Here is a 24903-nt window from a genome sequence, read left to right as displayed (position 1 = left end):
TGGTGGGCTGTCACATCCCGCCATCCCATCCGGTCATAGCTAGTGACCGGCCGCAGCGCGTGGCCGTCGCAACGCAAGCCTGAGGAGACACGGGACATGAAGATCGTCGTCATTGGCGGGACCGGCCTGATCGGTTCGAAAGTGGTCACCAAGCTGGCAGCCCACGGGCATGAGGCGGTCGCCGCCTCACCCAACTCGGGAGTCAACACGCTGACGGGCGAGGGGGTGGATGAGGCGCTCGCCGGTGCGGACGTGGTCGTCGACGTCTCGAACTCGCCATCATTCGAGGACAAGGCCGTCATGGACTTCTTCACGGCGTCCACCAACACGCTGCTCGCCGCCGAGCGCACGGCCGGGGTGCGGCACCACGTCGCACTGTCGGTCGTCGGCACCGAGCGGATGACCGACAGCGGCTACATGCGCGCCAAGGTCGCGCAGGAGCTGCTGATCCGCGAGTCGGGCATCCCCTTCTCACTGGTGCACGCGACACAGTTCTTCGAGTTCGTGAAGTCCATCGCCGACGCCGCGACCGACGGCGACACCGTGCGGCTGGCTCCCGTGCAGATCAAGCCGACCGCTGCTGAGGATGTGGCTACGGCCGTCGCACGCACGGCTGCCGGCACCCCGCTGGGCGCGGTGCTCGAGGTGAGCGGTCCGGAGGAGTTCCTCCTCACCGAGCTGATCGCACGAGGACTCGTCGCGCGCGGTGACACCCGGACGGTCGTCGCCGACCGCGATGCCCGCTACTTCGGCGCGCACCTCACCGACCGTGAGCTCCTCCCCGGCCCCGACGCCGAGGTCTTCCCGACGACATTCGACCAGTGGTTGGATGCGCAGGTCACCGTTACGCGGTGATCCCGACCGGTCCGGCCGAGCCGTGAGGTAAGAGCGGAAGCACCGGGTTTCAGGCGTCCCCATCCCCGGGGGAGTCGCCAAGCAGACCACGGCTGGTCCCATCCGCCGCCGGACCCTTTTTCATCCCTTCGGACTGAAGGAGACGTCATGTCCACGACAGCCTGGCTGCCGTCGCTCCTCCCGCACCGCCGCCGCACCGTCGGCGAACTCCGTGCCGCAGCATCGGCCCGCGACCTCCGGCGGCTTCGTGCCCTGCTCGACCCGGACGTCTCGGTGGTGGTGGACGCGGGCGAGCCCGACCGGGCGACGGTGCGTGTGGTGCACGGGGTGGAAGATGCATCCCTCCTGCTCGCGCACGGCCTCGGCGCCCAGCGTGGCCTGCAGGTCAGTGAACGGCCGGTTAACGGCAGCCCAGGTCTGCTGCTGTCGAAGGATGGGCGCACCACCGCATCCATCGCCGTCGACCTCACTGGGAGACTCGTCAGCGTGGTGTGGGTACGCCTGAACCCGGTGGCTCTCCGGCGTGGAAACGCTGTGTAGCGGGGCGGTCCTCAGGGCGTGAGCGTGTCGGAGCCTGTCCCGAGGAGTTGGGTCGTCAGCGTCGATTCGAGCCAGCCCTGGAAGCGGGCGGGCGTCCATCCCGAGTTCACGACCAGTTCCAGGTAGACCCCGCTCGCGGCGAAGGCCCGGTAGACCGCTTGCGCCTCGGCCAGCGGCACGACGAGTTCCTGCTCGACGGAGGCGATGAGGCTGTCCATCACCCGGTTGCGGCCGCGGAGCTTCGAGTGCAGCAGCGCCCGGGTGGGTGCGTCCTCGTCGAGGGCGGAGTCGAGGATGCGGACCACATCGAAGTCCGTCGAGTACAGAACGGTCAGCCAGTGGGCGGCGCCGCGCACGCGCGAGATCGCGTCCGGCAGCTCCAGCGTCTCGCGGGCCAGCTCCCGCGCACGCGCCCGCTCGAGCCAGCGTTCGCAGATCTGGTTCAGGATCTCGCGCTTGGCGCCGAAGGCGGCGTAGACCGTGCGGGTGCCGACTCCCGCCTCCCTCGCGATCGCCTCGATGCTCGTCACGGCGTAGCCGTCGCGGGCGAAGAGCGACTGGGCCGCTTCCGCGATGCGGACGCGCGTCTGGAGGGCTCGCTCCTGTCGGTAGGTCGATCCGGTCTTGACGTCGGCGTTCACACGATCGATACTAGTCAGTGCACTCAATGCAGTACCACTGCATTGAAAGCAGCGAGAATGCAACGAAGGAGTTTTCATGCTCAACACAGAAGCCAAGCCGACCGCTCTCCGCGTCATCGAGCGCATGCTGGTCGAAGGGTTCGCCACCGGGCGCACTGCGGTGGTGGACGAACTCTGCTCTCCCGACCTGATCGAGCACCAGTTCGGGCTGTCCGGCACGGGCTCTGACGCCATCGCCAAGGTCAAGAAGGGGATCCAGGACGTTCACGCGGCCATGCCGGACCTGCGGTTCTCGGTCGAGGATTGGGCGGAGCACGACGACATCATCTGGGTGCGTGCGGAGGCGGAGGGGACCAACACCGGTCCATTCCTCGGGCCGCCCAGCGGTCTCCCGGTGCGCTTCACGGTCATCGACATCGCCCGGGTGGTGGATGGCCGGATCGTGGAGCACTGGGGTGTGCCCGACCGCTTCGAGCTGTTGGTGCGAACGGGTCGCATGCCCGTGCCGAGTCACGAGTAGGCGCCTCGGCTCTTCCCGCATTTCCAGGATACCGGAGGCGGGGGGACTTGCCGCAAGGGCCCCCTCATCAACCAGAATTGCTGGTCGCGGCCGGAATCAACCCGGTCGGAAGGGGGCTCAATGGGTTCGGATGCATTCGACGTGGTCATCATCGGCGGCGGCCCGACGGGGATGATGCTGGCGAGCGAACTGCGGCTGCACGGGGTGGATGTGCTGGTGCTGGAGCGCGACGCCGAGCCGACCCGGCTCGTCCGTTCGCTCGGGCTGCACGCACGCAGCCTGGAGATCATGGACCAGCGCGGGCTGCTCGACCGTTTCCTCGAGCAGGGCACGCGACATCCCGGCATCGGCAGCTTCGCCGGCATCGTGAGCCCGCATCCGGTGACGCTCGACACGGCGCACGGCTACACGCTCGGAATCCCGCAGCCCATCACCGACCGCCTGCTGGCCGACCGCGCCGCGGAGCTCGGTGCGGAGATCCGCCGGGGCCAGGAGGTCACCGGGTTCGAGCAGGATGACGACGGGGTAGTAGTCGAGCTGGCCGACGGTTCGCGCGTTCGGTCGCGCTGGCTGGTCGGCTGCGACGGGGGTCGCAGCGTGGTCCGCCGCACGCTGGGTATCGACTTCCCGGGGCAGCCTGCCACCACCGAGTGGATTCTCGGTGAGGTGGAGGCGACCGCTTCGGCGGAGGAAGTCGCCGCGGTGTCGGAGGAGGTCCGCAAGACGCATCTCGGTTTCGGAATCGGGCCCACCGGCGACGGGATCTTCCGCGCGGTCGTCCCGGCGGCATCCGTGTCGGAGGACCGCACGGCGCCGCCCACGCTGGACGAGTTCCGGACGCAGTTGCGCGCCTATGCGGGAACCGACTTCGGCATCCATTCGCCGCGGTCCCTGTCGCGCTTCACCGACGCCACCCGGCTGGCTGAGCGCTATCGCGTCGGTCGCGTGCTGATCGCCGGTGATGCCGCGCACGTCCATCCCCCGCTCGGCGGCCAGGGACTCAACCTCGGCATCCAGGACGCGTTCAACCTGGGCTGGAAGCTCGCCGCCCAGATCGACGGCTGGGCGCCGGAGGACCTACTGGACACGTACTTCAGCGAGCGGCACCCGGCAGCGGAGCAGGTGCTGACGATCACCCGCGCGCAGAGCGAGCTGATCTCGCCGGAGCCTGGCCCGCAGGCAGTTCGGCGCCTGCTGACCGAGCTGATCGAGTTCGAGGACGTCGCGAGGTTCCTCGCGGAAAAGATCGCGGGGACGGGCGTCCGCTACGACTTCGGCGACGGTCCAGCGCTGCTGGGGCGCCGGATGCGGGACTTTCCGCTGTCCGAGGGTCGCCTGTACGAGCGGATGCGCGACGGCCGGGGGCTCCTGCTCGATTCGACCGGCACACTCACGGTTGCGGGATGGGCGGACCGCGTCGACTCCGTGGCAAGCCTGGATGCCGACCTGGGCGGCCCCGCCCTGCTGCTGCGCCCGGACGGGCACATCGCATGGATCGGGGCCGACCAGGGGGACCTGCGCGCTCGGCTGCGCCGGTGGTTCGGGGCCGCCACGGAGTAGGCACGACGCGGCGATCAGCATCCCGATCGGAACCATGACCTTCGGGCCGAACCGGCTCGAAAGGGAATGAGTGGTTCGAACCGGGGGCCGGACGGGGGCGGGTCACCCCGGGATGAGGGTCACCTTCCCGTCGCCCGTGTTGTCAAATGTTGCAGAGGTAGCCGCCCCGAGTGCCACCGCGACAACGATTGACAGGCCAAGCAGGACAATTGCGGTGGTGAGCATCGCCACCGAACGGGGCCGTTGCCGGGCCAACCGCACCGAGGCCCAGACCAAGAGGACAACCGCACCGATGAGCGCAGGCCACACGATTGGAGCCAGGATGCTGACTACGACGGAGGTGGCAAGTAACCCCCGGTCGGTCATGGCGGGGTGGTTTCGGGTCATGGCGGGGTTGGTCATCGCTAGATGTTCTTCAGGCTCGCGCTGGTGAGCTTGGTGCCCTTGTAGACAAGCTGCTGCTGCTTGTTGGCGCTGAAGAAAGAGCCTTTGAAGGCAAGCGACATGTTGTACTTGACCGCGCATGTGCCCTGGCCGCCGGAGACGTAGTTGCTTTGGCTGGTGCTGATGTTCCAGACTCCGGCTACCCCGGTGAACCAGCCCGTGCACTCCAGGTTACGGGTGACGTTGGTCGACGTGGCCTCGAAGACGTAGCGCATGTTGAACGTGCCCGTTGTGATCCCAAACAGGCTTGCGTTCACCGGATAGGTTGCCGTGTACCGAGGCGCAGCCGCGGCGGTCTGGATGTGCAGCCCGCTGGCGGCATTTCGTGCGGAGGCCCGCTTAGTGGTGGCGATGTTGTGATGCGCCGCCGACTTGATCGAGCTGGCAACGTTGTGTGCCAGCGCCGGCTGTGCAGTGGTCCCGGTCCCCGCGGTCAGGGTCGGCGCACCGGCGTCGAACTCCATAACGGACAGCGGATTCGCCTCGATTGCGTCTGCCACCCGCTCCTGCTCGGCGGGCGGCAGGTCGTCAAACTGCTCGGTTAGCGCGGCATCGGTCTTGGCATCGACTTTCAGGGCGTCCACGAACTCAGTGAACACCGCCTCAGCCGAGTCGGGTGCCTCCTCCGCATTTGCCGCGGTGATTCCGCTCCCAAGGATCAGGCCCACCGCAATGCTGCTTGCCGACGCCACCTTCGTCAGTCGGTTCATGTGAATCTTCCATCTTCGTTCGTCTTTGAACGCGCGATCCTCGTGTCCCTCACCCGAAGTTCGGAAGGGGCGGTCCGGTTCGCGACCGTACAGGGAAATACCCCGTTACCCATGAAGACGACGCACCCGTCGAGTCGTGACGCGACATCCGCCACGGTGTTCGGTTGTGCACGCAAAAAGCACCCCCACTCCTCTCCGCGCTGGAAAGGGGTGGGGGTGCAGCTGACGCAGGGGTATGGCTCGGGCCGGGTCAGCTGAAGGTCACTGCGCTGGAGCGGCTGCAACCTGAGCGGCCGCTGCGGGTGCCGTGCGCCGGCGGTACAGCAGAGCGGAGAGCACGGCACCGAAGGCGAAGAACGCGGCGCCCCACCAGTACGCGGTCGCGTAGCTGTGGACGGCCGCCTCGCGTGCGACCTCTGCGGTCGGAGGCAGGTGGGAGGCGACGTAGTCCACGGCCGCTGTGGCCGCCAGCGTGTTGAGGAGGGCCGTTCCGATCGAGCCTCCCACCTGCTGGCTGGTGTTCACGAGGGCCGAGGCCACCCCGGCGAAGTGCCGGTCGACACCCAACGTGGCGGTCTGGATCGCGGCAGGCATGATCGAGCCCATGCCGAAGCCGAGGATCATCAGCGGAGGGAGGACGTCGGCTGCATAGTTCGCGGTGACGCCGAGGTGGGTCAGGTACACCATCCCGGACCCTGCGATCACCATCCCGATCGGCACCATCACCTTCGGCCCGAACCGGGGCAGCGTCAGGTTGGTGGAGAGCTGCGCCGCCGCCACCAGCATGATGATCATCGGCAGGAACGCCAGCCCGGTCTGAATGGGTGTGAACTTCAGCGTCGCCTGCAAGTAGTAGGTGACGAAGAGGAAGATCCCGAACATCCCGGCACCGGCGATGAGGATGGAGATGTAGGAGGCTGCGCGGTTGCGGTGCAGCACGATCGGCAGCGGAAGCAGAGGATGTGCGGCGCGGCGCTGCCAGAGCACGAAGGCGATCAGGAGCAGGCCGGACGCGATGAGGAAGCCCCAGCAGGACGGCGAATCCCAGCCGTCGCTCTCGGCGTTCGAGAAGCCGTAGACCAGTGAGAACAGGGCGCCTGAGACGAGTATCGTCCCGGGAATGTCGAGCTGGGGACGCGGTCCGGTGCGCGGAGTCGAGGCCACGAAGAATGCGGCGCCGACGATCCCGATGATGGCGATGAAGACGTTGACGTAGAGGTTCCAACGCCAGTTGAACTGCTCGGTGAGCACTCCGCCGAGGAGGAGGCCGACCGCCCCGCCCGCACCGGCGATGGCACCGAAGATGCCGAACGCGCGGGCGCGTTCCTTGGGAATGGTGAACGTCGTGGTCAGCACTGCCAGCGCGGTCGGGGCGAGGAGTGCGCCGAACGCGCCCTGCAGCGCCCGGGCGCCGACGAGCATCCCGAACGTACCGGCGGCCCCGCCCAGCGCCGAGGCCCCGGCGAAGCCGATGAGGCCGATGATGAAGGCTCGTTTGCGGCCGATCAGGTCGGACAGCCGACCGCCGAGCAGCAGCAGACTGCCGAACGCCAGCGAGTAGGCGGTGACGATCCACTGCCTGTCGGCGTTGGAGAAGCCGAGGTCCTGCTGGGCGGACGGCAGGGCGATGTTGACGACGGTCGAGTCGAGCACGACCATGAGCTGCGCCAGGGCGACGGTGACGAGCGTCCACCACCGGTGCGAGCGGGCAGCGGGCGTGCCGGGCGCCTCGGGAACGACTGCGGGGAGGGAGGAAGTCTGCGACATGGCGGCAAGCATATACGAAACTTGCCAGTTTCGGATCTCTTGAGTTCCAAAATTAACCTTACAATGGATGTGATGCACCAGCCAGAACAGGAAGAAGCCGCAATGACGCAGCTCCATACCGACGACGCCCCGCGAAAACTCGGCCGCCGCCGCGACCACACCCGGGACGCGGAGATCCTGGATGCCGCCATCGAAGTGCTGGCCGAGACCGGCTACGACCGGATGACGATGGACATGGTGGCGGCCCGCGCACAAGCGGGCAAGGCCACGGTCTACCGCCGCTGGTCCTCCAAGAGCGAGCTGGTCGTGGAGGCCATCGCCTGCCTCAAGAAGAACGACATCGACCTGGAACACGTACCGGACACCGGCACCCTGCGCGGCGACCTCGTCGCCATGATCCGGCCGCACACGATCGAGGACGGCGAGAAGAAGCTGCAGGTCATGGCAGGGATCACCTCCATGCTCGCCCGAAACCCCGAACTCGTGGAGGCGGTGACCGCGGCGATCATCGAGCCCCGCGCCGCCCTGAACCGCATGCTGATGCGCCGTGCCATCGACCGCGGCGAAATCGCCGCCGACACGGACGTCGACACACTGGCGATGATCATGCCGTCGATGACCTCGTACCGCGTGCTCATCCTCCAGAAGCCCGTGGACCGAGAGTTCCTGCTGTCGCTGATCGACGGCGTGCTGCTCCCGGCGGTCGGGCTGAAAGCTAGCGCGTCCCGCTGACGGCCAGCGTCGGTCGACCTAAACCCCGCCGCCGCCTCCACCGCCGCCTCCGCCACCAGAGAACCCGCCACCGCCGGTCCCGCCGGATGACGAGCTGCTTGCGATGGTCGTGCTGGACGAGATCCCGCTGACCATGTGCGAGAGAACGGCTGCATTGAAGGCGGTCTGGCCGGAGTACCAGGTCGGCGTCTGCCCGGTCTCCTCGTAGAACCTCCCCAGCTCCGCCAGCCACTTCTTCTCCTCGCCGAACAGCACGGCCCACGGCAGCAGGCGCTCGGTGAGCTTCAGCATCTCGCGCGGGTCGTTCACGGCGACGGACACCCGCTCGGCCCCCTGCGGCGATTGCAGGTAGCGGATGCGGTCGGCTTCGGCGAGCTCCACGTACATCCGCAATCCGTCCACATACTCGCGCAGGGCCGTGCCGCGGCCGGTGAGCGGCGAGCGCGACAGGAGGACGGCGGTGGCGATGAAGAGCAGGACCGAGCTGAGGAGGATCGCTACGGGCACCGCCCCTCCGTAGACGCCGACGAGGCAGAGCACCGCGCTGACAGCGGCCAGCAGAGTAGCGCCCAAGGCGGTGAAGAAAACCGTACGCACCGCTCCTCGGGGGCCCGCGGTGCGGTACCCGAACCTGGTGGCATCCGTGTGCACCCGCTTGAGCAACGCGGAGACGGCGCGCGCGACCCGGGAGTTGGACGAGCCGAGCTCCAGGGTGCTGCCCGGGATGAGCGCGTCGCCGAACAGAGCGCGCAAGAACTGCAGCTCATCGGTCGTCGGATGCGGTTCGTTCAGCGCCTGGCGGCCGGACGCCTCCGTGGAGACGAACTCCAGCGTGTATGAGGATCGGCCGAAGAATCCCTCGGTCTGGAGGACGCGGACCCTGCCCGACACGGCGAGGTCGAGCGTCTGCGCGGGAACCGCCTTCTTGCTGCGACCGGTCAGGTCCGCCGCGAGAAGCAGCCCCTCCGTCGGCGGGACGTATTCGGGGATGATCGTGCCGCGCCCCGGGGCATCGCGCAGCAACCGCACGCGCACGACGATCGCGGCGATCAGCGCCAGAACGCAGAGCAGGAGCCCGACGATCGACGCGAACCCCCATCCGGTGTCGAACAGTCCGTCGGCGCGCGCGATGAAGGTACCGGGAGCGAAGCCGATCGCGAACGTGACGTTCTCCCGCGGGCCGAGCTGGTCGGCACGGAAGCGGTACCCGTCGTCGGTGCGTTCGACGGTGGCCGCCTGTGTGGAGCCCTGCGCGCCGCGATACGCGGACGCCGTGCCCTGAAGGGCTCCTGCCAAGCCCGCGCCGAGATGAACGGCGGCTGTCACGCGGTCGAAGGGCTGCGCCCAGGCCGTGCCGTTCGTGTCCCAGTAGAACTCGTCGTCGCCGGTGTCGGCGAAGGAGCGTGTGACGTTCGTCTGCCGGTAGGTGATGACGTACGTCTGGTCGCCGTGCACGTAGTCTTTCGCCGCGATCGTCAACGACAGGATCCCGCCGTCGGATTCGCTGCTGTAGGGTCGCGGGACGCCGCTCTGGTCGGTCACCGAGACGACCTTCAGGTCGGTCGGGTGGCCGTCGTAGTCCTCGACCAGTTCGCGCCTGATGCCGTGGTTCTGGTCGGTCTCGGGAAAGCGGGCCACCAACGTCTCGACCGTGGTGAGCGTCGAATGCCCCTCCGCATCGCGTCCGAGTCGATAGTCGCCGTCGAAGCTCGCGAATGAGAAGTCGTCGACGCCGGTAGGAGCCAACGCTCCCGTCTGCGCGCGGGCCGCGGGGTCGGCGGGAGCGGGCGCAGCAGTGGCGCTCACGGCTCCCGCCGTCGCAATCAGCCCGCACAAGGTCACGGCGACGGCGGCCGCGATGAGCCTTCCGGCTCGGCCGTACCACTGCGGGGTTCGTTTCCGGACTCCCACCTGCGCCGCCGTCCTCCGCCCAGCCGGACGGTTCGCTCGGCTGCCGGCCCTCCCGGCAGCATGCACTTCATCCTGACACGGAGGGTGCCGGATCGGATGGGAGCGGGGAGTGCCCAGCGCGCGGCCGTCAGTCCATGATGGACGTGATGACAGATCGCATCTCTCCGCAGAGAATCCTCGAGCATGTCCAACGGCTCGGGGAGCAGCATCCGCCGATCGCACTCGATTCGGTCGACCGCCAGGTGCGCGAACCGTCGGCTGTCGCCGATCGCTACGGCCATGTCATCGACTATCTCGCCCGGGTGGAGCTCGAGGTCGACCGCAACGTGCTCGAGTTGCTCGTTCTGCTACCCGACGTGCACGAAGTCGACCGCATGTTCTACGCCGACGTGTGGCAGCCGCAGGAGATCCAGCACGGCTTGATCCTCGACCGCCTGCAGCAGGACCTCGGTCGCCCTGCGGCCCAACCCGAACTCACGGTCTCCTTCACGATCAAGATCATGGGTGCCCTCGCGCACTTCTCTTCGATCCAGGACATCGCCCGCCTGCTCTACTACCTGACCGGCGCGAGTACAGAACGACAGGCGGTGCTGGCCTACAACGTCCTCTACGACGGGATGCTGCAACTCGACGAGGCCGCAATCGCCGAGACGATCATCAGCCCGATCCGCCGACAGGAACCGGGTCACTTCGCGTTCTATCGGATGAGCGCGACCCAACTGATCCAGAGTGGTGAGCTCAAACCGTGGCAGCTCTATCTGGCGCGGATTCTGAGGGAGAAGACGTACAACCTCGTCGGCACGAACGGCCAAGACCGCTATCGCGCTCAGATGGGTGGGGTTGCGAGTGTGCTCGGATTCGCCGACGACCTCGAGAAGTACGCACGCGAGGTCGGCCGAATCGAAGCGCAACTGCTCTGGGCTGAGCACAGCGGGATGGAGTTTCCTCCCTACGTGCTCAAGGCGCTGAAGGAAAGCATCGACCTCTACCGCGAACGCGGCTTCGACTAGTGGAGCGAGTGACGGGAATCGAACCCGCGCTATCAGCTTGGGAAGCTGAAGTTCTACCATTGAACTACACTCGCGCGGCCCGGAATCCCAGTAAAACACTGGGAAGTAAGGCTGCGGCCCAGACTACCCGCTCAATGGTTTTTGGCCAAACTCACCGTCTACTCGCCGCTCTGAGCGTCGGTGCGATTTCGGCTGGAAGCGCGTCGTAGACCTGTGCCCACTCCGCTTCGTAGGCGACGGGGCCGACGAGCCCGGCCTTCCGCCGGGCTTCCAAGTCCATGAGCAGGCAGGTGGAAACGCGCAGGAGGTGGACGTCGCCGAACTCGCGGAGTTCGCCGCCGACGTACTCCGACGCCACGGTCAGGCTCCGGCTGCGTGAACGCAGGCCGCGGGTGAGACGCGCGGCGATGGCGAATCCGACCACGTAGGCGACCAGTACGGTCGCCATGCTCAACACGGGGCCCGCATCGCTGAGGAAGACCAGGCCGAACAGGCTGAGGACCGCTCCCGCGACGGGCCAGGTGTGGGCGAAGAGAGGCGCCAGCCGGAGGGAAAGCGTTAGGACTTCCGTCCCCACCGTATTGATTGCGTTAGGACGCGCATCCGGCGCTCTCCCGTCCACTTATATGGAGCCCGTGGTTCTGGCAGAGCGCCAGATCCCGTCGTCTCGCCGGCATCGGCGAGGCGGATGACCCGGATGGAGAAGTTCCGTGTTGGACCTCATTTGCGTTGTGGGGATTCTCGCGCTCGGCGCGATCGTCGCCCTGGTCGGACGAGGGGTGGAGAAGCTGTGATCTTCTTCGACCTGCTGGCGGCGGCACTGGCCGTCGCGTCGATCGCTTACCTCGTGTACGCCCTGTTGAAGCCGGAGAGATTCTAGAAATGACGGTCTGGCTTTTCGTGGCGCAATTCGCCACGCTCATCCTGCTGCTCGGGCTCACGTACCGCCCGCTCGGCGACTACATGGCAATCACCTTCACGTCGAAGAAGGACCTCCGGGTCGAGCGCGGGTTCTACCGGCTCATCGGCGTCAACCCGCGCCTCGAACAGAGCTGGCCGGTCTACCTCCGCAGCGTGCTGATCTTCTCGGTGCTCGGCGTTCTCTTCCTGTACCTGATTCAGCGCATCCAGGAGGTCCTGCCGTATGCGCTGGGACTCCCCGCCGTTCCGGAGGGTCTCTCCTTCAACACGGCGATCTCGTTCGTCACCAACACCAACTGGCAGTCGTACTCGCCCGAGGTGACGATGGGCTACACGGTGCAGATTGCAGGCCTGGCTGTGCAGAACTTCCTGTCCGCAGCGGTGGGTATCGCCGTGGCGATGACCTTGGTGCGCGGCTTCGCGGCGCACCGCACGGGCACCGTCGGCAACCTGTGGGTGGACCTGACCCGCGCGACCCTGCGCATCCTGCTTCCGCTGGCGGCCGTGTTCGCGATCGTCCTGATCATCGGCGGCGCGGTGCAGAACTTCAACGGCTTCGAGCACGTCACCTCGATCACCGGCGGGACGGTCACGATCCCCGGCGGCCCGGTGGCCTCGCAGGAGGCGATCAAGGAACTCGGCACGAACGGCGGCGGCTTCTTCAATGTCAACTCTGCGCATCCCTTCGAGAACCCGACCGCGTGGACGAACATCATCGAGATCTACCTGCTCCTGGTGATCGCGTTCTCGCTGCCGCGCACGTTCGGACGCATGGTGGGCGACAACCGTCAGGGCTACGCCATCCTCGGCGCGATGTCGACCATCTTCGTGATCACTCTGGTCTCGATGACGCTGTTCGAGCTGCAGGCCGGTGGAACCGCCACGCAGGCGGCGGGCGCTGCGATGGAAGGCAAGGAGCAGCGGTTCGGGATCCTCGGGTCGACGTTGTTCGCCAACTCGACGACGCTGACCTCGACCGGGGCCGTGAACTCGATGCACGACAGCTACACGCCGCTCGGCGGGATGATCGCCATGCTGAACATGATGACCGGCGAAGTCGCACCCGGCGGCGTCGGATCGGGGCTCTACGGCATCCTGATCATCGCCATCATCGCGGTATTCCTCGCAGGTCTCATGGTCGGCCGCACGCCGGAGTACCTCGGGAAGAAAATCGGCGCTCGCGAGATCAAGCTCGCGAGCCTCTACATCCTGACCACTCCGACGCTGGTGCTGCTGGGCACCGGGCTCAGCTTCGCGATCCCCGCCGTCGAACAGACGATCGAGAAGGTCTCGATCTGGAACCCCGGACCGCACGGCTTCTCCGAGGTGCTCTACGCGTTCACGTCTGCCGCTAACAACAACGGCTCGGCGTTCGCGGGACTCACGTCGAACACGCCGTGGCTGAACGCGGCACTCGGTGCCGTCATGTTCCTCGGCCGCTTCGTGCCGATCGTGTTCGTCCTGGCGCTTGCCGGTTCGCTGGCCGGGCAGGAGAAGGTACCCGCTACCGCAGGCACTCTGCCGACACATCGCCCGCTCTTCGTCACCCTCGTCGTCGGCACGGTCGTCATCGTCGCCGCACTCACCTACTTCCCCGTTCTCGCGCTGGGTCCCCTGGCAGAAGGGCTTCACTGATCCATGTCCACACTCACAGACACCGCCCCATCGAGCGGTGGCACGTCCGGCCGGAAGGCACCCCAGGGTGCGTTCAGCGGCGGACAGCTGATCGCCGGTATTCCCGGTGCATTCCGCAAGCTCAACCCGAAGGACATGTGGCACAACCCCGTCATGTTCATCGTGGAAGTCGGGGCGGCGCTCACGACTGTTCTCGCGATCGCGCAGCCGTTCCTCGGTCCGCAGACCTCGGGAGGCTCACCGGTCACGGTCGGCTTCACCTGGGCGATCGCGATCTGGCTCTGGCTGACCGTGCTCTTCGCGAACCTCGCCGAGTCGGTCGCCGAGGGCCGGGGCAAGGCACAGGCGGCCAGCCTGCGCAAGACGCGCACGACGACTGTCGCCAACCGTGTCGCCGACTACGACGGGAAAGCGGATGCGGCGGCAACGAACGCGCAGGTCAGCCAGGTCGCTTCGGCCGACCTTCGCCTCGGCGATGTGGTCGTCGTGACCGCGGGGGAACTCATCCCCGGCGACGGCGACATCATCTGGGGCATCGCCTCGGTGGACGAGTCGGCGATCACCGGAGAGTCCGCTCCCGTCGTGCGCGAATCGGGCGGTGACCGCAGCGCCGTCACCGGCGGGACGCGCGTGCTCTCCGACCGCATCGTGGTGAAGATCACGAGCAAGCCGGGTCAGACGTTCGTCGACCGGATGATCAAACTCGTCGAGGGAGCTTCTCGCCAGAAGACGCCGAACGAGATCGCGCTGAACATCCTCCTCGCTGCACTCACGATCATCTTCGTAGTGGTCGTCCTCGTGCTCGGCCCGGTCGCAGGGTTCGCGAACGCGGCTCCCGGGGTCACGGTCCTGGTCGCGTTGCTGGTCTGTCTCATCCCGACGACCATCGGTGCGCTCCTCTCCGCGATCGGCATCGCCGGCATGGACCGCCTGGTGCAGCACAACGTCCTCGCGATGTCGGGTCGCGCGGTGGAAGCGGCCGGCGACGTGACCACCCTGCTCCTCGACAAGACCGGGACGATTACATACGGCAACCGCCAAGCCGCCGCGTTCACGCCGGTTTTCGGGGTCGAACCGGCCGACCTGACCAGGGCGGCCGCGCTCGCCTCGCGCAGCGACCCGACCCCCGAGGGCTCCTCGGTCGTCGCGCTCGCCGAGCAGCAGGGCTTCGTGCACGACGGCGACCTGGAGGGCGAGGTCGTGCCGTTCACGGCGCAGACCCGCATGAGCGGTGTCGACTTCGCCGACGGCAGCCAGGTGCGCAAGGGCGCTGCGTCCATGCTCATCGCCTGGGCGCAGGAGGCGGGGCCGATCGCCCCGGCGATCCTCAGCGACCTTGAGGAGAAGGTGGATGCCATCTCCCGGGCCGGCGGCACGCCGCTGGCCGTCGCAACCAAGTCCGCGAACGGCGCGGCGACCATCCTCGGGGCTATCTACCTCAAGGACATCGTGAAGACGGGACTCGCCGACCGCTTCGCGGACATGCGCAGGATGGGCATCCGCACCGTCATGATCACGGGCGACAACCCGATCACGGCGCAGGCGATCGCGACCGAAGCCGGAGTCGACGACTTCCTCGCCGAAGCGACCCCCGAAGACAAGCTGGCTCTGATCCGCAAGGAGCAGGAGGGCGGAAACCTGGTCGCGATGACCGGCGACGGCACGAACGACGCTCCGGCGCTCGCTCAGGCCGACGTCGGTGTGGCCATGAACACGGGAACGTCGGCGGCGAAAGAGGCCGGCAACATGGTCGACCTCGACTCCGACCCGACCAAGCTGATCGACATCGTCAGCATCGGCAAGCAGTTGCTGATCACGCGCGGCGCGCTCACCACGTTCTCCATCGCCAACGACGTCGCGAAGTACTTCGCGATCATCCCGGCGATGTTCGTTGGAGTGTTCCCCGGCCTCCAGGCGATCAACATCATGCAGTTGCATTCGCCGTCGTCGGCCATCCTGTCGGCGATCATCTTCAACGCGCTCATCATCGTCGTCCTGATCCCGCTCGCCCTCCGCGGCGTGCGCTACCGGCCGGCATCCGCATCCCTGCTGTTGCGCAGCAACCTGCTGATCTACGGCCTCGGCGGGATCATCGCCCCCTTCATCGGAATCAAGCTGATCGACCTTCTGGTCAGCCTGATCCCCGGATTCTAGAAATCGGAACGGAAGACATCATGAACGCGTCACTTCGCGGAACCGGTCGCCAATTCTGGGTCGCACTCCGGGCTTTGGCTCTCCTCACCGTCGCCCTCGGCATCGTCTACCCGCTCGTCATCACCGGGATCGGCCAGCTCGCATTGCCGGCCCAAGCCAACGGCTCGGCGATCACGAACCAGGGAGAGGTCGTCGGTTCCAGCCTGATCGGCCAGTCGTTCACCGACAAGAAGGGCAACCCGTTGCCCCAGTGGTTCCAGTCCCGGCCGTCCGCGGCAGGGACCGGGTACGACGCCGGAGCATCCAGCGGAAGCAACTGGGGCCCGAACAATCCCGACCTCCTGAAGGCCATCCAGCAGCGCACTCAGACGATCGAGAGGGTCGACGGGGTCAGCGCCGGCCAGATCCCCGCCGAAGCGCTGACTGCCTCCGGATCCGGACTGGATCCGCACATCTCACCCGCCTATGCGCTGCTCCAGGTGGATGCCGTCGCCAAGGCACGGGGGATCAGCGCCGACTCGGTGCGTGCGCTGGTCGACAGTCACACCCAGCAGCGCGACCTCGGCTACCTGGGCGAGCCCACCGTCAACGTCCTGCAGCTGAACATCGCCCTGGCGGCGATGGACCCCGACGGTAACAAGTAGGGCGCGAGAGGATGGCGACTCGGGGCCGGCTTCGGGTGCTGCTGGGAGCAGCACCCGGGGTCGGCAAGACCTACCTGATGCTCGAAGAGGGGCATCGCCTGCACGACCTGGGCAAGGATCTGGTGGTCGCGGTCGTGGAGACGCACGAGCGCGAGGCCACCGCGGCCCTCCTGGATGGCCTCGAACTCGTCCCCCGGAAGACGGTCGAGCACCGCGGCATCACGCTGACGGAGATGGACCTCGACGCCGTCATCGCACGCAAGCCCCAGATCGCCCTGGTGGACGAACTCGCTCACACCAACGCACCCGGGTCCGCCAATGCGAAGCGCTGGCAGGATGTCGAGGCGATCCTCGCCGCCGGCATCGATGTGATCTCGACCGTCAACGTCCAGCACATCGAATCGCTCAATGACGTCGTCGAACAGATCACGGGAGTCCCGCAGCGGGAGACCATCCCCGACTCTGTCGTCCGCAGCGCCGACCAGGTCGAGGTCGTCGACCTGACCCCGCAATCGCTCCGCGACCGTCTGGCGGAGGGGCAGGTCTACCCGGCCACCCGCATCGACGCCGCCCTCTCGAACTACTTCCGTCTCGGCAACCTCACCGCGTTGCGGGAGCTCACTCTGGTGTGGCTGGCCGACGAGGTCGACAACTCACTGCAGCGCTACCGCGCCGAGCACGGCATCGAGGAGAAGTGGGAGGCGCGCGAACGCGTGGTCGTCGCGTTGACCGGCGGCCCGGAAGGGGAGACCCTCCTTCGTCGCGGGGCGCGCGTGGCTGCGCGTTCCGGCAGCGGCGAGCTCCTCGCCGTGCACGTCGCGAGCCAGGACGGGCTCCTGGAGGCCGACCCGGCGTCGCTTGCCGCACAGCGCAAGCTGGTCGAGGAACTCGGCGGCAGCTACCACCAGGTCGTCGGCACCGACATCCCGGAGGCGCTCGTCGCCTTCGCGCGGGCCAGCAACGCGACCCAACTGGTCATCGGGGTCTCCCGTCGAAGCAGGCTCACCGCGTTCCTCACCGGGTCGGGGGTCGGCGCCACGGTCGTCCGGGCATCCGGCGACATCGACGTGCACATCGTCACGCACGCGTCCGCCGGCGGCCGGAACCTGCCGAAGTTCCGTCGCACCGGCGCTCTGGGGGTGCGGCGGCAGGTGTACGGGTTCGCGCTCGCCCTCATCGCCGGCCCCCTCCTCACGTTGCTGTTCAGCCAGATCCGGAGCAGTGACTCCCTCACCGCCGAAGCGCTGAGCTACCAGCTGCTGGTCGTCGTCGTGGCGCTCGTCGGCGGGATCTGGCCGGCGTTGTTCGCTGCAGTGCTCTCCGGCCTGACGCTCGACTTCGTGTTCGTCAGCCCGTACAACACCCTCACGATCGGTCGGCCGACGCATCTGATCGCGTTGGGCCTGTACATCGTCATCGCCGTGCTGGTCAGCGTCGTCGTCGACCAGTCGGCGCGCCGGACACGGAGCGCCGCACGGGCGGCGGCGGAATCCGAACTCCTCGTCACGATCGCCGGCAGCGTCATCCGGAGCGGAGACGCCGTCCAGTCGCTGGTCTCCCGATCGCGCGAGGCGTTCGGGCTGCAGGCGGTCCGGTTCACGGCCGACGAAGGCCGGGTCGAGAGCGTCGACGGTGAGATCCCGCCGGATGCGCAGCCCACCCGCATCCCGGTGGGCACACGGGGATCGCTCGAACTCTACGGCGACGATCTGCAAGCGGCGGATCGCCGGCTGCTCTCGGTCATCGTCACTCAGCTCGAGGCTGCGCTCGAGCACGCCGACCTGAGCACCGCGGCACAGGAGGTGGGGCCGTTGGAGGCGACGGACAAGGTCCGTACTGCACTGCTGGCCGCGGTCGGGCACGACCTGCGCCGCCCTCTGGCGGCGACGACCGCCGCGGTGACGAGTCTCCGATCCGCCGGCAGCCGTCTCTCGGCGAGAGACAAGGACGACCTCCTGGATACCGCCGAGGTCGGCCTCCGCGACCTCGCCGACCTCCTGACGAACCTCCTGGACGTGAGCCGCGTGCAGGCCGGAGTGCTTGCGGTCTCGCTGCAGCCGGTGGAGCTGGAGGATCTGATCCCCCCGGTCCTCGATGAGCTGTCGGTGAAGCCCGCGGAGGTCGTCATCGACGTCTCCGACACGCTCCCCCCTGTCGCGGCCGACCCGGTCCTGCTTCGGCGAGCGCTCGTCAACGTGCTCAGCAACGCACTGCGATACTCACCGGAGGGACAGCCTCCCCGGGTGAGTGCGAGCACCTTCGGCGGGCACGTGGAACTCCGGGTCTCCGACCATGGCCCCGGCGTGCCCGACGACCGCAAAGAGGAGATCTTCCATCCATTCCAGCGGACGGGAGACACGGACAACAGTGCAGGCATCGGCCTCGGGCTCGCGCTGACGAAGGGGTTCGTCGAGGGGATGGGCGGCACGCTCGCCGCCGAGGACACCCCCGCTGGCGGCCTCACGATGGTGCTCGCACTCCCCGTCGACGACAGCGGGCGCGCGGGCGATACGGAGACCGCCCGTCAGGCCGCAGGTCCTCCGGCCGACGCTGCACAGGACGCCTGAGATGAAACTCGTCGTCGCCGACGATGATCCGCAGATGCTCGGTGCTCTGCGCATCATGTTGAGCGCGCACGGCTACAGCGTCTCGCTGGCGCGCAACGGCAAGGAAGCGCTCGACCTCATCGTGGAAGTGCATCCCGACCTCGTGATGCTCGACCTCGGAATGCCGGTGTTGAGCGGCCTCGACGTCATCAAGGCGATCCGCGGCTGGAGCACGGTGCCCATCCTGGTGGTCTCCGGGCGCGTCGACTCCTCGGACAAGGTCGGCGCGCTGGATGCCGGCGCCGACGACTATGTCGCCAAGCCCTTCTCCGCGGACGAGCTGCTCGCTCGGATCCGGGCGCTCACCCGCCGCGCGTCCGGCGCCGCCGACGCACCCGTCGTACGGTTCGGCGACGTGTCCGTCGACCTCGGGAACAAGATCGTCCTGATCCGGACAGCGCAGGGCGAACGGCCGGTGCGGCTCACTCCTACTGAGTGGCAGATCCTCGAGCTGCTGCTCCGCAATCCGCGCAAGCTGATCACGCAGCGATCCATTCTGTCCGACATCCGCGGACCACAGCACGTGGGCGACTCCGGCTACCTGCGCCTGTACATCGCTCAGCTCCGCAAGAAGCTCGAACCCGACCCCACCCGACCGCAATTCCTCCTCACCGAACCGGGGATGGGCTACCGCTTCCAGCCAGACCCGGGGCAGGAAAGCGATACCTGAACTCGCTCGGAATGACATCGCTCGCCTACGGGCCGTAGGAGGGTCGATCGAGCAGGGGAGTGAACGGCCACAAGGCTCACCGTTCTGCGGTCTCTTCGCGTTCCCGTCGCGTCCGTGCCCGAGGGGCCACGACGACAGCAGAGCACCAGACGAGGAGCAACAGGGCGACGATCCCGATCCCGACGACGGTGAGATCGACCCCGCGCACCCAGCTCCACATCGCCCCTTCGAGACCCAACTCGCCGCCGAGGAGGTTGATCAACTGGATCGTGCCGACGATCAGCGCCATGCTGACAGAAAGAGCCGTCACCGTCAGGTTGTAGCGCGATCGCCTTCGGGGCGCGCCGGATGCCCAACTGTAGGCGAACCGCATCAGAACGCCGTCCGACGTGTCGAGGAGCGACATCCCGGCGGCGAAGAGCAGAGGGAGTGCCAGCACGGTGTACCAAGCCACCCCAGCCGCAGAGCTCGTGGCAGCGATGGCGAGGAGCCCGATCTCTGTTGCCGTGTCGAACCCGAGCCCGAACAGCACTCCGAGCGGATACATCTGTCCGGGGCGCCGGATGGACGAGACGGCCCGGCCGAAGAGCCGTACCAGCGGGCCGCCCGGGCGCACATCCTCTGCCGAGCCGGTGCGGTCGCTGCGTAGGCCGGACAGGAGCGAGAACAGGTTCACACCGGCGATCGCGTAGAGGAACACCGCCGACACGCTCGTTCCCACGATGCCGGTGATCTGGTGAAGCGGCGAGTTCTCCTCGGTGACGGGTCCGACCAACACCCGAGCTCCGAGGGTGAGAGCGAGGATAAGGCCGAGAACGACGCTCGAGTGGCCCAGCGAGAACCAGAACCCGACCGATATAGGACTGCGGCTGTCGTTGACGAGCTTCCGGGTGGTGTTGTCGATGGCCGCGATGTGGTCCGCATCGAAGGCGTGACGCAGGCCGAGGGTGTACGCCGTGAGGCCCAGTCCCAGAACGGTGGGCCTGACGGCTGCCCCCGTGGTACCGAGAAGCAGGGCAAGGCCGCCGACGTGGAGCACGAGGATCACCGCGCCCATCCCGAGGACGGGCCAGAGGAGCGCGCGGCCGACGGCCCCGGCACTCCTCGCGTCAGACGACATCGACGTAGATGACCTCGACCGCGTTGTTTCCGTATCCGAGACGGTTCCAGAGCGGCACCTCGGGCTGGCCGTTCCCTGCAGCGTCGGTCGCCTTGACCCGCAGGGTGTGCCGCCCTACGTCGACCGCATCCCAGTCGAAGGTCCACTCCTGCCAGTGATACGGGCCGGACGGCGGCGCCAGGGTCGCCGGGAACCATTCGCCGGCACCGGTGAGACTCACCTCGACCCGGGCGATGGCACCGCTGCCGGACCACGCCTTGCCGCGGACCGTGCAGGTGCCCGCCGGGATGGTGGATCCTGCGGCAGGGGCGGTGATCCGCGCTCGGACCCGCATGAGGTCGACAGGCTCGGGCGGCCGGTCGGCCCATTCGTACATGTAATGGCCGGTTTGGAACTCACCGGTCAACGTCTCCGTCAGCACGTCGATCCGGCTGAGCCACTTCACCGATGCAACGGCGTACCAGTGCGGCACGATCAGGCGGAAGGGCGCCCCGTGGTCGCGACCGAGCGGCTCCCCGTTCATCTCATAGGCGATGAGGATGTCGGAACCGGGATCGGCGGCAAGGGCGAGGGGCAGCGCACGGACGAAGCTCAGATCCTCTCTGTTCGTATCAGCGAGGACCGGTTTGAGGTGGTAGGCGCCGTGGTCGGCGCCGGTAAAGCGGACGTCGATGCCCTCGGCGCTCGGTTCGGCTTGCGCGAGCACGTCATGGAGGAGGGCGCCCTTCCAGCGGGCGGTGGAGACGGCGTAGTCGCCCCAGGGTTCGCCGGTCGGCAACGGGCGCATCTGGAGGCGGCCGTTGCCTGCGCACTCCAGCGTCACGGCACGCTCGTGGGAAGGCAGCGCCCGCAGGTCGTCGAGTGTGAGGGTGAGGGGCCGGGCGACCGCGCCGCCCACCTGGAGGGTCCCGTCGTGCTCGGGCAGCGGGAAGTTGCTCCGGACATAGTGGAGGTCGGTTGGCGTGATCTCGCCGACCAGTGCTTCGGGTGGCGCCTCGGCGTTGTACGGTGCCGGGTTGATCAGTTGAAGCCCCGCGCGCGTGTCGCGCAGGTCGGCGCTGGTATCCATCGCTTGTCTCCTCTTTAACCGGGTCGAATGCTGTTCAGTAGTCGGAGTCGCGGAAGTCGGGTTCGCGGTCGTCATTGAAGGCGCCGATGCCTTCGACACGATCGGGATGCACGGCCGAGCGCCAGTGGGCGTCCATCATGATCGCGATGGCTTGCTCCACCGGCTGCCCTTCCCCGAGTTGGACGGCGCGCTTGACGGCTTGGACGGCGGTCGGCGAATTGCTTGCGATCTTCTCCGCGATGCGAAGGGCGGCATCGAGCAACTGGTCCGCCGGGTGGAGCTCGTTGACCATGCCGAGCCGGTGAGCCTCGATCGCGGTGATCGGGTCTCCGGTCAGGAGCATCTGCATGGCGCGCCCGGGCCCGACCAGCCGGGGGAGGAAGACCGGCGATCCGCCGCCGGCGGAGAGGCCGAGCATCGCCTCGGGCTGCCCGAACGTGGCACCCTCTGACGCGATGATGAAGTCGCAGCTCTGCGCGAGCTCACACCCGCCTCCGTAGGCGATGCCGTTCACCGCGGCGAAGATCGGCTTGCGCAGCTGGCGCACCGTGTAGAGGGTGCGGTCGAAGTCCTGCCGTTGGCGCAGCCAGCCCTCTTTTGTCATCTTGTTGCGTTGCCGCAGGTCGCTGCCGACAGAGAACGCCCGATCCCCGGCGCCGGTGAGTACGACCACCCGGACAGCCGTCCGCACGGCGATGTCCTCGACGGCCTGCGTGAGACGCGCACCCATCTCGGTGGTGATGGCGTTATCGGCGTGCGGGCGGTTCAGCGTGATGACGGCGATCCGCCCGTCGTGCCGGTAGTCGACGAGGACGGACGATTCGGGTTCTTGAGCGTCAGCGGGCGGCCGCGGGAAGTCGAGCAGCTTCCAGCGCTCTGTACCGGTCGAGGTCTCGGTCATGAGGTGTTCTCCTCGCAGGGTCGGGTCAGGAAAGGTCGGCCAGCCACCGCATCGCGGACAGGCTGGGCGCGAAGCAGTACTCGCCACCGCGTGTGACCACGAACGGAGGGATGTCCGTGAGCCGCCGGCGAATGGGGCGATTCGGGATGGTGAAGTCGCTGGAACCGCGCGGCGAGCCGACGATCGGGTCCGCCTCATTCGGCGCCCCGATGAAGATGCCGTCGTTCAGCCACTGGGTCTTCACGAACTCGAACTGTCTCTTGATGTGCGCACCCGCGAACACGAAGATGATGCCGCGGTCCGCTCCGTCATCCTCGAGCACACCCTCCGGCAGCTCGGGCCCATAGCTCGTGCCTCGCCGGATCATCCGATGGAGGCGGACATCCACGCTGCCGTCACCGTCGAGAGCGTCGCGCGGGTTCGCGCGGCGGGCATGGGCGCCCACGGGGCATTTGAAGCCGCGCGGATCGTCCCCGTAGGTGAAGTGGTTGTGGCGTGACGGGTCTGCGCCGAGCTGCTCGTCGTCGTGATCCGGGGAGAGGGCGAGGGGCGCTCCTCCCTGCCAGCGTCCGACCATCTTCGCGCCGAGCAGCGCCTCGTCCGCGCGGTTCGAGGCCCGCGAGCGGAGGTACTGACGGTAGGCCGCCACCTTGGTGCGCAGCTTCCGGAAGACCACGTACGTCCCGTTCCGGCCGAGGACGTCCGGGCTCGGCATCGGCGGCAATTCGCCCGTCTCGTCCGGGTAACCGAGGACGATCTCGCCCGCCTTGAGGGGGGCCTCGAGCGGATTGGCCGATGGTCGGCCGCTGCCCTCCACGGTGGGCTGCCCGATGCCGTCCTTGAAGCCGAAGGAGGTGCGTCCGGTCGGCAGTTGATAGCAGTCCTGCCGCCAGACGACGGCGATGCCGGGCAGTTCCTGGTGTGCGCGTCGCGCCTTCTCGACGACAGACTGCAGATGATCGAGGTCTGGTGCGAGCACGGCGATGGCGATATGGACATCGGCTGTGCCGAGCGGCTTCTCCCAATTCTCGGGGCTGCTCTCTCCTACGTCTCCCAGGTGAGCCGCACGTGCCGCCATCCCCTCGCGAAACTCGGGTGCGAAAGTGTCAAGGGACTCCTGAGGAACGCCGAGCGCCTCGAGCCCGTAGTAAGTGAAGGCGACCGTGATCCAGGCGTCCTGTCGTGGATCGTTCGACGGCACTCCTGCGTCCACCAGCGGCACGAGCCGGCGGACGAGTTCTCTGCCGGCGGCGCGGTCGTCGACGCGCAGCAACAGGTACGTGCCGACGTACGGGGAGGGCCGCTCGTGAAGTGCACCGCTCTGGATGTCGTCGAGTTCGAGCGCGATGTCCGTCGTGTCGGCCATCAGTGATGCTCCGGCGGTTCCGGTGGCTCCGGGTTCGGGGGCGAGAGATACGGGAAGGCCATCGATGCCGGGCGGGAGGACGCGTCCACTCCGTCGCGGATGGTGGGACCGTTGCCGGCGTTGATGAAGGTCGTGAAGAACGTGTCCATCATGTCGTCGTTGACAGCGCGGCCCCCCGCGGTCTCGTGGGACCGGCCCTCCCGTGTGGAGAGTTCGATCTCGAGGAAGGAGCCGTGCTCCTGGTAAGGCTTCGTGACGTCCACGACGAGGTAGTCGGCGAGCACCAGCTCGGTCAGGGGATGGGTGCCGCCGTCGAGTGGCCAGTCGACCGCGTCGTCCAGCCCGTCCCAGAAGGCGAGGTTGGCGTTCAGCCGAGCCCGGTAGGCGCCGGCGTAGCCGTCCTCAAGGTGGAAGCCGTCCTCCATGTTGTACAGGTCGCGGATCTCGAGATCACGATTGACCTGATCGAACTGCTTGGGTCCGAGGAGCAGGTTCTTCACCTCCGGGCGCCCCACGCGCTCGATGCGTACGTTGAACACGCCCCGGGTGAGGGTCTCCGCGATCACGCCGACAAGCGTCGCATCCCCCAGGAGAGCCGTCTCGATCTCCAGCACCAGGCCGAGCACGTTCTTACCGTCGAGGAAGATCGCGCCCGGGTCGGTGAAGGCGAGCCGGCCGGTGGCGACGGTCTTGAGCGCGGCGGGCGCATCGAGGATGAACGGATCCCACCGCGGGCCGGCGAACACGCGAACCCCGCCTCCGGACCCACCGTTCTCGTCGTTCACGACAAACGGCACCACATCGCCTGCCGGGGTGGTGACGCTGCCCTCCTGGCTGAACGAATCGCCGGCCGACCGGTCGGGCGGCGAGAACACGCAGTCGAACCGAAACTCCCGCTCGCCGGGCACGAGAGGTACAGCGCCGTCGTCGGCGACGCCCAGCGGACGCACCCGGAAGCGGTAGACGAGTCCCTCGGAGAAGGCGTTGGACACCTTCGCGAAGGGCAGGGTGTTCATGATCAAGACCAGTCGCCCCGGGCGTTCGGGGCTGGGGAACGCGTAGACGTCGGTGATGTCAGCGATCGGGTTGCCCAGTGCCCGCGGCCCGGAGATGTGATCGGACATCCC

23 protein-coding genes and 1 tRNA gene are annotated in these 24903 nt (G+C 67.5%); 12 read left to right on the top strand and 12 right to left on the bottom strand.

Annotated elements, in window-relative coordinates:
* The first annotated feature begins 96 nt into the window (after positions 1-96).
* Positions 97-855: an SDR family oxidoreductase gene (locus AB4Y74_RS15290; RefSeq protein WP_441799915.1), complete on the top strand. Its 759-nt coding sequence runs from the start codon at positions 97-99 to the stop codon at positions 853-855.
* A gap of 147 nt (positions 856-1002) precedes the next feature.
* The gene (locus AB4Y74_RS15285) at positions 1003-1395 is read left to right on the top strand and encodes a hypothetical protein (RefSeq protein WP_441799914.1); all 393 of its coding nucleotides are present in this window, start codon (positions 1003-1005) and stop codon (positions 1393-1395) included.
* Positions 1396-1406: 11 nt separating this feature from the next.
* On the opposite strand, the gene AB4Y74_RS15280 is transcribed toward AB4Y74_RS15285, so the two are convergent.
* Complete coding sequence (locus tag AB4Y74_RS15280; protein ID WP_441799913.1) at positions 1407-2036, bottom strand: TetR/AcrR family transcriptional regulator; 630 nt, start codon at positions 2034-2036, stop codon at positions 1407-1409.
* Between the two features lie 76 nt (positions 2037-2112).
* Here AB4Y74_RS15280 and AB4Y74_RS15275 point away from each other — a divergent pair, with 76 nt between their 5' ends.
* Positions 2113-2556: an ester cyclase gene (locus AB4Y74_RS15275; RefSeq protein WP_441799912.1), complete on the top strand. Its 444-nt coding sequence runs from the start codon at positions 2113-2115 to the stop codon at positions 2554-2556.
* A gap of 120 nt (positions 2557-2676) precedes the next feature.
* Complete coding sequence (gene rox / locus AB4Y74_RS15270; protein WP_441799911.1) at positions 2677-4116, top strand: rifampin monooxygenase; 1440 nt, start codon at positions 2677-2679, stop codon at positions 4114-4116.
* Between the two features lie 102 nt (positions 4117-4218).
* Here the strand turns inward: rox and AB4Y74_RS15265 are convergent, their stop codons facing one another.
* The 3 genes from AB4Y74_RS15265 to AB4Y74_RS15255 form a co-directional block, all read right to left on the bottom strand.
* On the bottom strand, positions 4219-4518 hold the full coding sequence (locus AB4Y74_RS15265; RefSeq protein WP_441799910.1) for a hypothetical protein: 300 nt from the start codon (positions 4516-4518) through the stop codon (positions 4219-4221).
* A 2-nt stretch (positions 4519-4520) separates the two neighbouring features.
* Entirely contained in the window at positions 4521-5270 is a 750-nt protein-coding gene (locus tag AB4Y74_RS15260) for a hypothetical protein (protein WP_441799909.1), read from the bottom strand.
* A 261-nt stretch (positions 5271-5531) separates the two neighbouring features.
* Entirely contained in the window at positions 5532-7037 is a 1506-nt protein-coding gene (locus AB4Y74_RS15255; protein WP_441799908.1) for an MFS transporter, read from the bottom strand.
* Positions 7038-7139: 102 nt separating this feature from the next.
* Between AB4Y74_RS15255 and AB4Y74_RS15250 the strand changes: the two genes are divergently transcribed.
* Entirely contained in the window at positions 7140-7769 is a 630-nt protein-coding gene (locus tag AB4Y74_RS15250) for a TetR/AcrR family transcriptional regulator (protein WP_441799907.1), read from the top strand.
* An 18-nt stretch (positions 7770-7787) separates the two neighbouring features.
* On the opposite strand, the gene AB4Y74_RS15245 is transcribed toward AB4Y74_RS15250, so the two are convergent.
* On the bottom strand, positions 7788-9575 hold the full coding sequence (locus AB4Y74_RS15245; RefSeq protein ID WP_441799906.1) for a DUF2207 domain-containing protein: 1788 nt from the start codon (positions 9573-9575) through the stop codon (positions 7788-7790).
* A 251-nt stretch (positions 9576-9826) separates the two neighbouring features.
* Here AB4Y74_RS15245 and AB4Y74_RS15240 point away from each other — a divergent pair, with 251 nt between their 5' ends.
* Complete coding sequence (locus tag AB4Y74_RS15240; RefSeq protein ID WP_441799905.1) at positions 9827-10690, top strand: GTP-binding protein LepA; 864 nt, start codon at positions 9827-9829, stop codon at positions 10688-10690.
* On the opposite strand, the gene AB4Y74_RS15235 is transcribed toward AB4Y74_RS15240, so the two are convergent.
* A tRNA-Gly gene (locus AB4Y74_RS15235) sits at positions 10691-10764 on the bottom strand. It lies immediately after the preceding gene.
* A gap of 77 nt (positions 10765-10841) precedes the next feature.
* Complete coding sequence (locus AB4Y74_RS15230; protein WP_441799904.1) at positions 10842-11267, bottom strand: DUF6611 family protein; 426 nt, start codon at positions 11265-11267, stop codon at positions 10842-10844.
* A gap of 213 nt (positions 11268-11480) precedes the next feature.
* On the opposite strand from AB4Y74_RS15230, the gene kdpF reads away from it, so the two are divergent.
* From kdpF to AB4Y74_RS15200, 6 genes are read left to right on the top strand one after another with little or no spacing between them, the layout of a single operon-like run.
* Positions 11481-11570, top strand: coding sequence for a K(+)-transporting ATPase subunit F (gene kdpF / locus AB4Y74_RS15225; protein ID WP_363805968.1), 90 nt, complete (start codon positions 11481-11483; stop codon positions 11568-11570).
* Between the two features lie 2 nt (positions 11571-11572).
* Positions 11573-13246 (top strand): potassium-transporting ATPase subunit KdpA, encoded by a 1674-nt coding sequence (gene kdpA / locus AB4Y74_RS15220; RefSeq protein WP_441799903.1) that lies wholly within the window; start codon positions 11573-11575, stop codon positions 13244-13246.
* A gap of 3 nt (positions 13247-13249) precedes the next feature.
* A complete protein-coding gene (gene kdpB / locus AB4Y74_RS15215) occupies positions 13250-15400 on the top strand; it encodes a potassium-transporting ATPase subunit KdpB (protein ID WP_441799902.1) in 2151 nt (716 codons plus the stop codon).
* A gap of 20 nt (positions 15401-15420) precedes the next feature.
* Entirely contained in the window at positions 15421-16044 is a 624-nt protein-coding gene (gene kdpC / locus AB4Y74_RS15210) for a K(+)-transporting ATPase subunit C (protein ID WP_441799901.1), read from the top strand.
* A gap of 11 nt (positions 16045-16055) precedes the next feature.
* Positions 16056-18611, top strand: coding sequence for an ATP-binding protein (locus AB4Y74_RS15205; protein WP_441799900.1), 2556 nt, complete (start codon positions 16056-16058; stop codon positions 18609-18611).
* Position 18612: 1 nt separating this feature from the next.
* Positions 18613-19320, top strand: a complete 708-nt coding sequence (locus AB4Y74_RS15200) for a response regulator (RefSeq protein ID WP_441799899.1) — start codon at positions 18613-18615, stop codon at positions 19318-19320.
* Between the two features lie 76 nt (positions 19321-19396).
* Here AB4Y74_RS15200 and AB4Y74_RS15195 read toward each other — a convergent pair whose 3' ends face one another.
* The 5 genes from AB4Y74_RS15195 to AB4Y74_RS15175 are packed head-to-tail and all read right to left on the bottom strand — an operon-like array spanning position 19397 to position 24900.
* On the bottom strand, positions 19397-20440 hold the full coding sequence (locus tag AB4Y74_RS15195; RefSeq protein WP_441799898.1) for a HoxN/HupN/NixA family nickel/cobalt transporter: 1044 nt from the start codon (positions 20438-20440) through the stop codon (positions 19397-19399).
* On the bottom strand, positions 20430-21509 hold the full coding sequence (locus AB4Y74_RS15190) for a sulfite oxidase (protein ID WP_441799897.1): 1080 nt from the start codon (positions 21507-21509) through the stop codon (positions 20430-20432). Before AB4Y74_RS15190 ends, AB4Y74_RS15195 begins: the two co-directional genes overlap by 11 nt.
* 34 nt (positions 21510-21543) lie before the next feature.
* The gene (locus tag AB4Y74_RS15185; protein ID WP_441799896.1) at positions 21544-22410 is read right to left on the bottom strand and encodes an enoyl-CoA hydratase/isomerase family protein; all 867 of its coding nucleotides are present in this window, start codon (positions 22408-22410) and stop codon (positions 21544-21546) included.
* A 25-nt stretch (positions 22411-22435) separates the two neighbouring features.
* The gene (locus AB4Y74_RS15180) at positions 22436-23776 is read right to left on the bottom strand and encodes a Dyp-type peroxidase (protein ID WP_441799895.1); all 1341 of its coding nucleotides are present in this window, start codon (positions 23774-23776) and stop codon (positions 22436-22438) included.
* Positions 23776-24900 (bottom strand): DUF4331 family protein, encoded by a 1125-nt coding sequence (locus AB4Y74_RS15175; RefSeq protein ID WP_441799894.1) that lies wholly within the window; start codon positions 24898-24900, stop codon positions 23776-23778. Before AB4Y74_RS15175 ends, AB4Y74_RS15180 begins: the two co-directional genes overlap by 1 nt.
* Positions 24901-24903 lie beyond the last annotated feature (3 nt).

The organism is Leifsonia sp. RAF41 (assembly GCF_052114085.1).
Lineage (GTDB): Bacteria > Actinomycetota > Actinomycetes > Actinomycetales > Microbacteriaceae > Leifsonia.
The sequence above is the reverse complement of the archived record's forward strand: the minus strand, read 5'-3'. Positions and strand labels throughout refer to the sequence as shown.

Bases quoted from the DNA above. Each gene is read 5' to 3' on its own strand.
- kdpB (WP_441799902.1), top strand. From the start codon at position 13,250: ATGTCCACACTCACAGACACCGCCCCATCGAGCGGTGGCACGTCCGGC.
- AB4Y74_RS15250 (WP_441799907.1), top strand. From the start codon at position 7,140: ATGACGCAGCTCCATACCGACGACGCCCCGCGAAAACTCGGCCGCCGC.
- rox (WP_441799911.1), top strand. From the start codon at position 2,677: ATGGGTTCGGATGCATTCGACGTGGTCATCATCGGCGGCGGCCCGACG.
- AB4Y74_RS15285 (WP_441799914.1), top strand. From the start codon at position 1,003: ATGTCCACGACAGCCTGGCTGCCGTCGCTCCTCCCGCACCGCCGCCGC.
- AB4Y74_RS15265 (WP_441799910.1), bottom strand. From the start codon at position 4,518: ATGACCAACCCCGCCATGACCCGAAACCACCCCGCCATGACCGACCGG.
- AB4Y74_RS15240 (WP_441799905.1), top strand. From the start codon at position 9,827: ATGACAGATCGCATCTCTCCGCAGAGAATCCTCGAGCATGTCCAACGG.
- AB4Y74_RS15185 (WP_441799896.1), bottom strand. From the start codon at position 22,410: ATGACCGAGACCTCGACCGGTACAGAGCGCTGGAAGCTGCTCGACTTC.
- kdpA (WP_441799903.1), top strand. From the start codon at position 11,573: ATGACGGTCTGGCTTTTCGTGGCGCAATTCGCCACGCTCATCCTGCTG.
- AB4Y74_RS15200 (WP_441799899.1), top strand. From the start codon at position 18,613: ATGAAACTCGTCGTCGCCGACGATGATCCGCAGATGCTCGGTGCTCTG.
- AB4Y74_RS15175 (WP_441799894.1), bottom strand. From the start codon at position 24,900: ATGTCCGATCACATCTCCGGGCCGCGGGCACTGGGCAACCCGATCGCT.
- AB4Y74_RS15290 (WP_441799915.1), top strand. From the start codon at position 97: ATGAAGATCGTCGTCATTGGCGGGACCGGCCTGATCGGTTCGAAAGTG.
- kdpC (WP_441799901.1), top strand. From the start codon at position 15,421: ATGAACGCGTCACTTCGCGGAACCGGTCGCCAATTCTGGGTCGCACTC.
- AB4Y74_RS15260 (WP_441799909.1), bottom strand. From the start codon at position 5,270: ATGAACCGACTGACGAAGGTGGCGTCGGCAAGCAGCATTGCGGTGGGC.
- AB4Y74_RS15180 (WP_441799895.1), bottom strand. From the start codon at position 23,776: ATGGCCGACACGACGGACATCGCGCTCGAACTCGACGACATCCAGAGC.
- AB4Y74_RS15255 (WP_441799908.1), bottom strand. From the start codon at position 7,037: ATGTCGCAGACTTCCTCCCTCCCCGCAGTCGTTCCCGAGGCGCCCGGC.
- AB4Y74_RS15275 (WP_441799912.1), top strand. From the start codon at position 2,113: ATGCTCAACACAGAAGCCAAGCCGACCGCTCTCCGCGTCATCGAGCGC.
- AB4Y74_RS15190 (WP_441799897.1), bottom strand. From the start codon at position 21,509: ATGGATACCAGCGCCGACCTGCGCGACACGCGCGCGGGGCTTCAACTG.
- AB4Y74_RS15195 (WP_441799898.1), bottom strand. From the start codon at position 20,440: ATGTCGTCTGACGCGAGGAGTGCCGGGGCCGTCGGCCGCGCGCTCCTC.
- AB4Y74_RS15205 (WP_441799900.1), top strand. From the start codon at position 16,056: ATGGCGACTCGGGGCCGGCTTCGGGTGCTGCTGGGAGCAGCACCCGGG.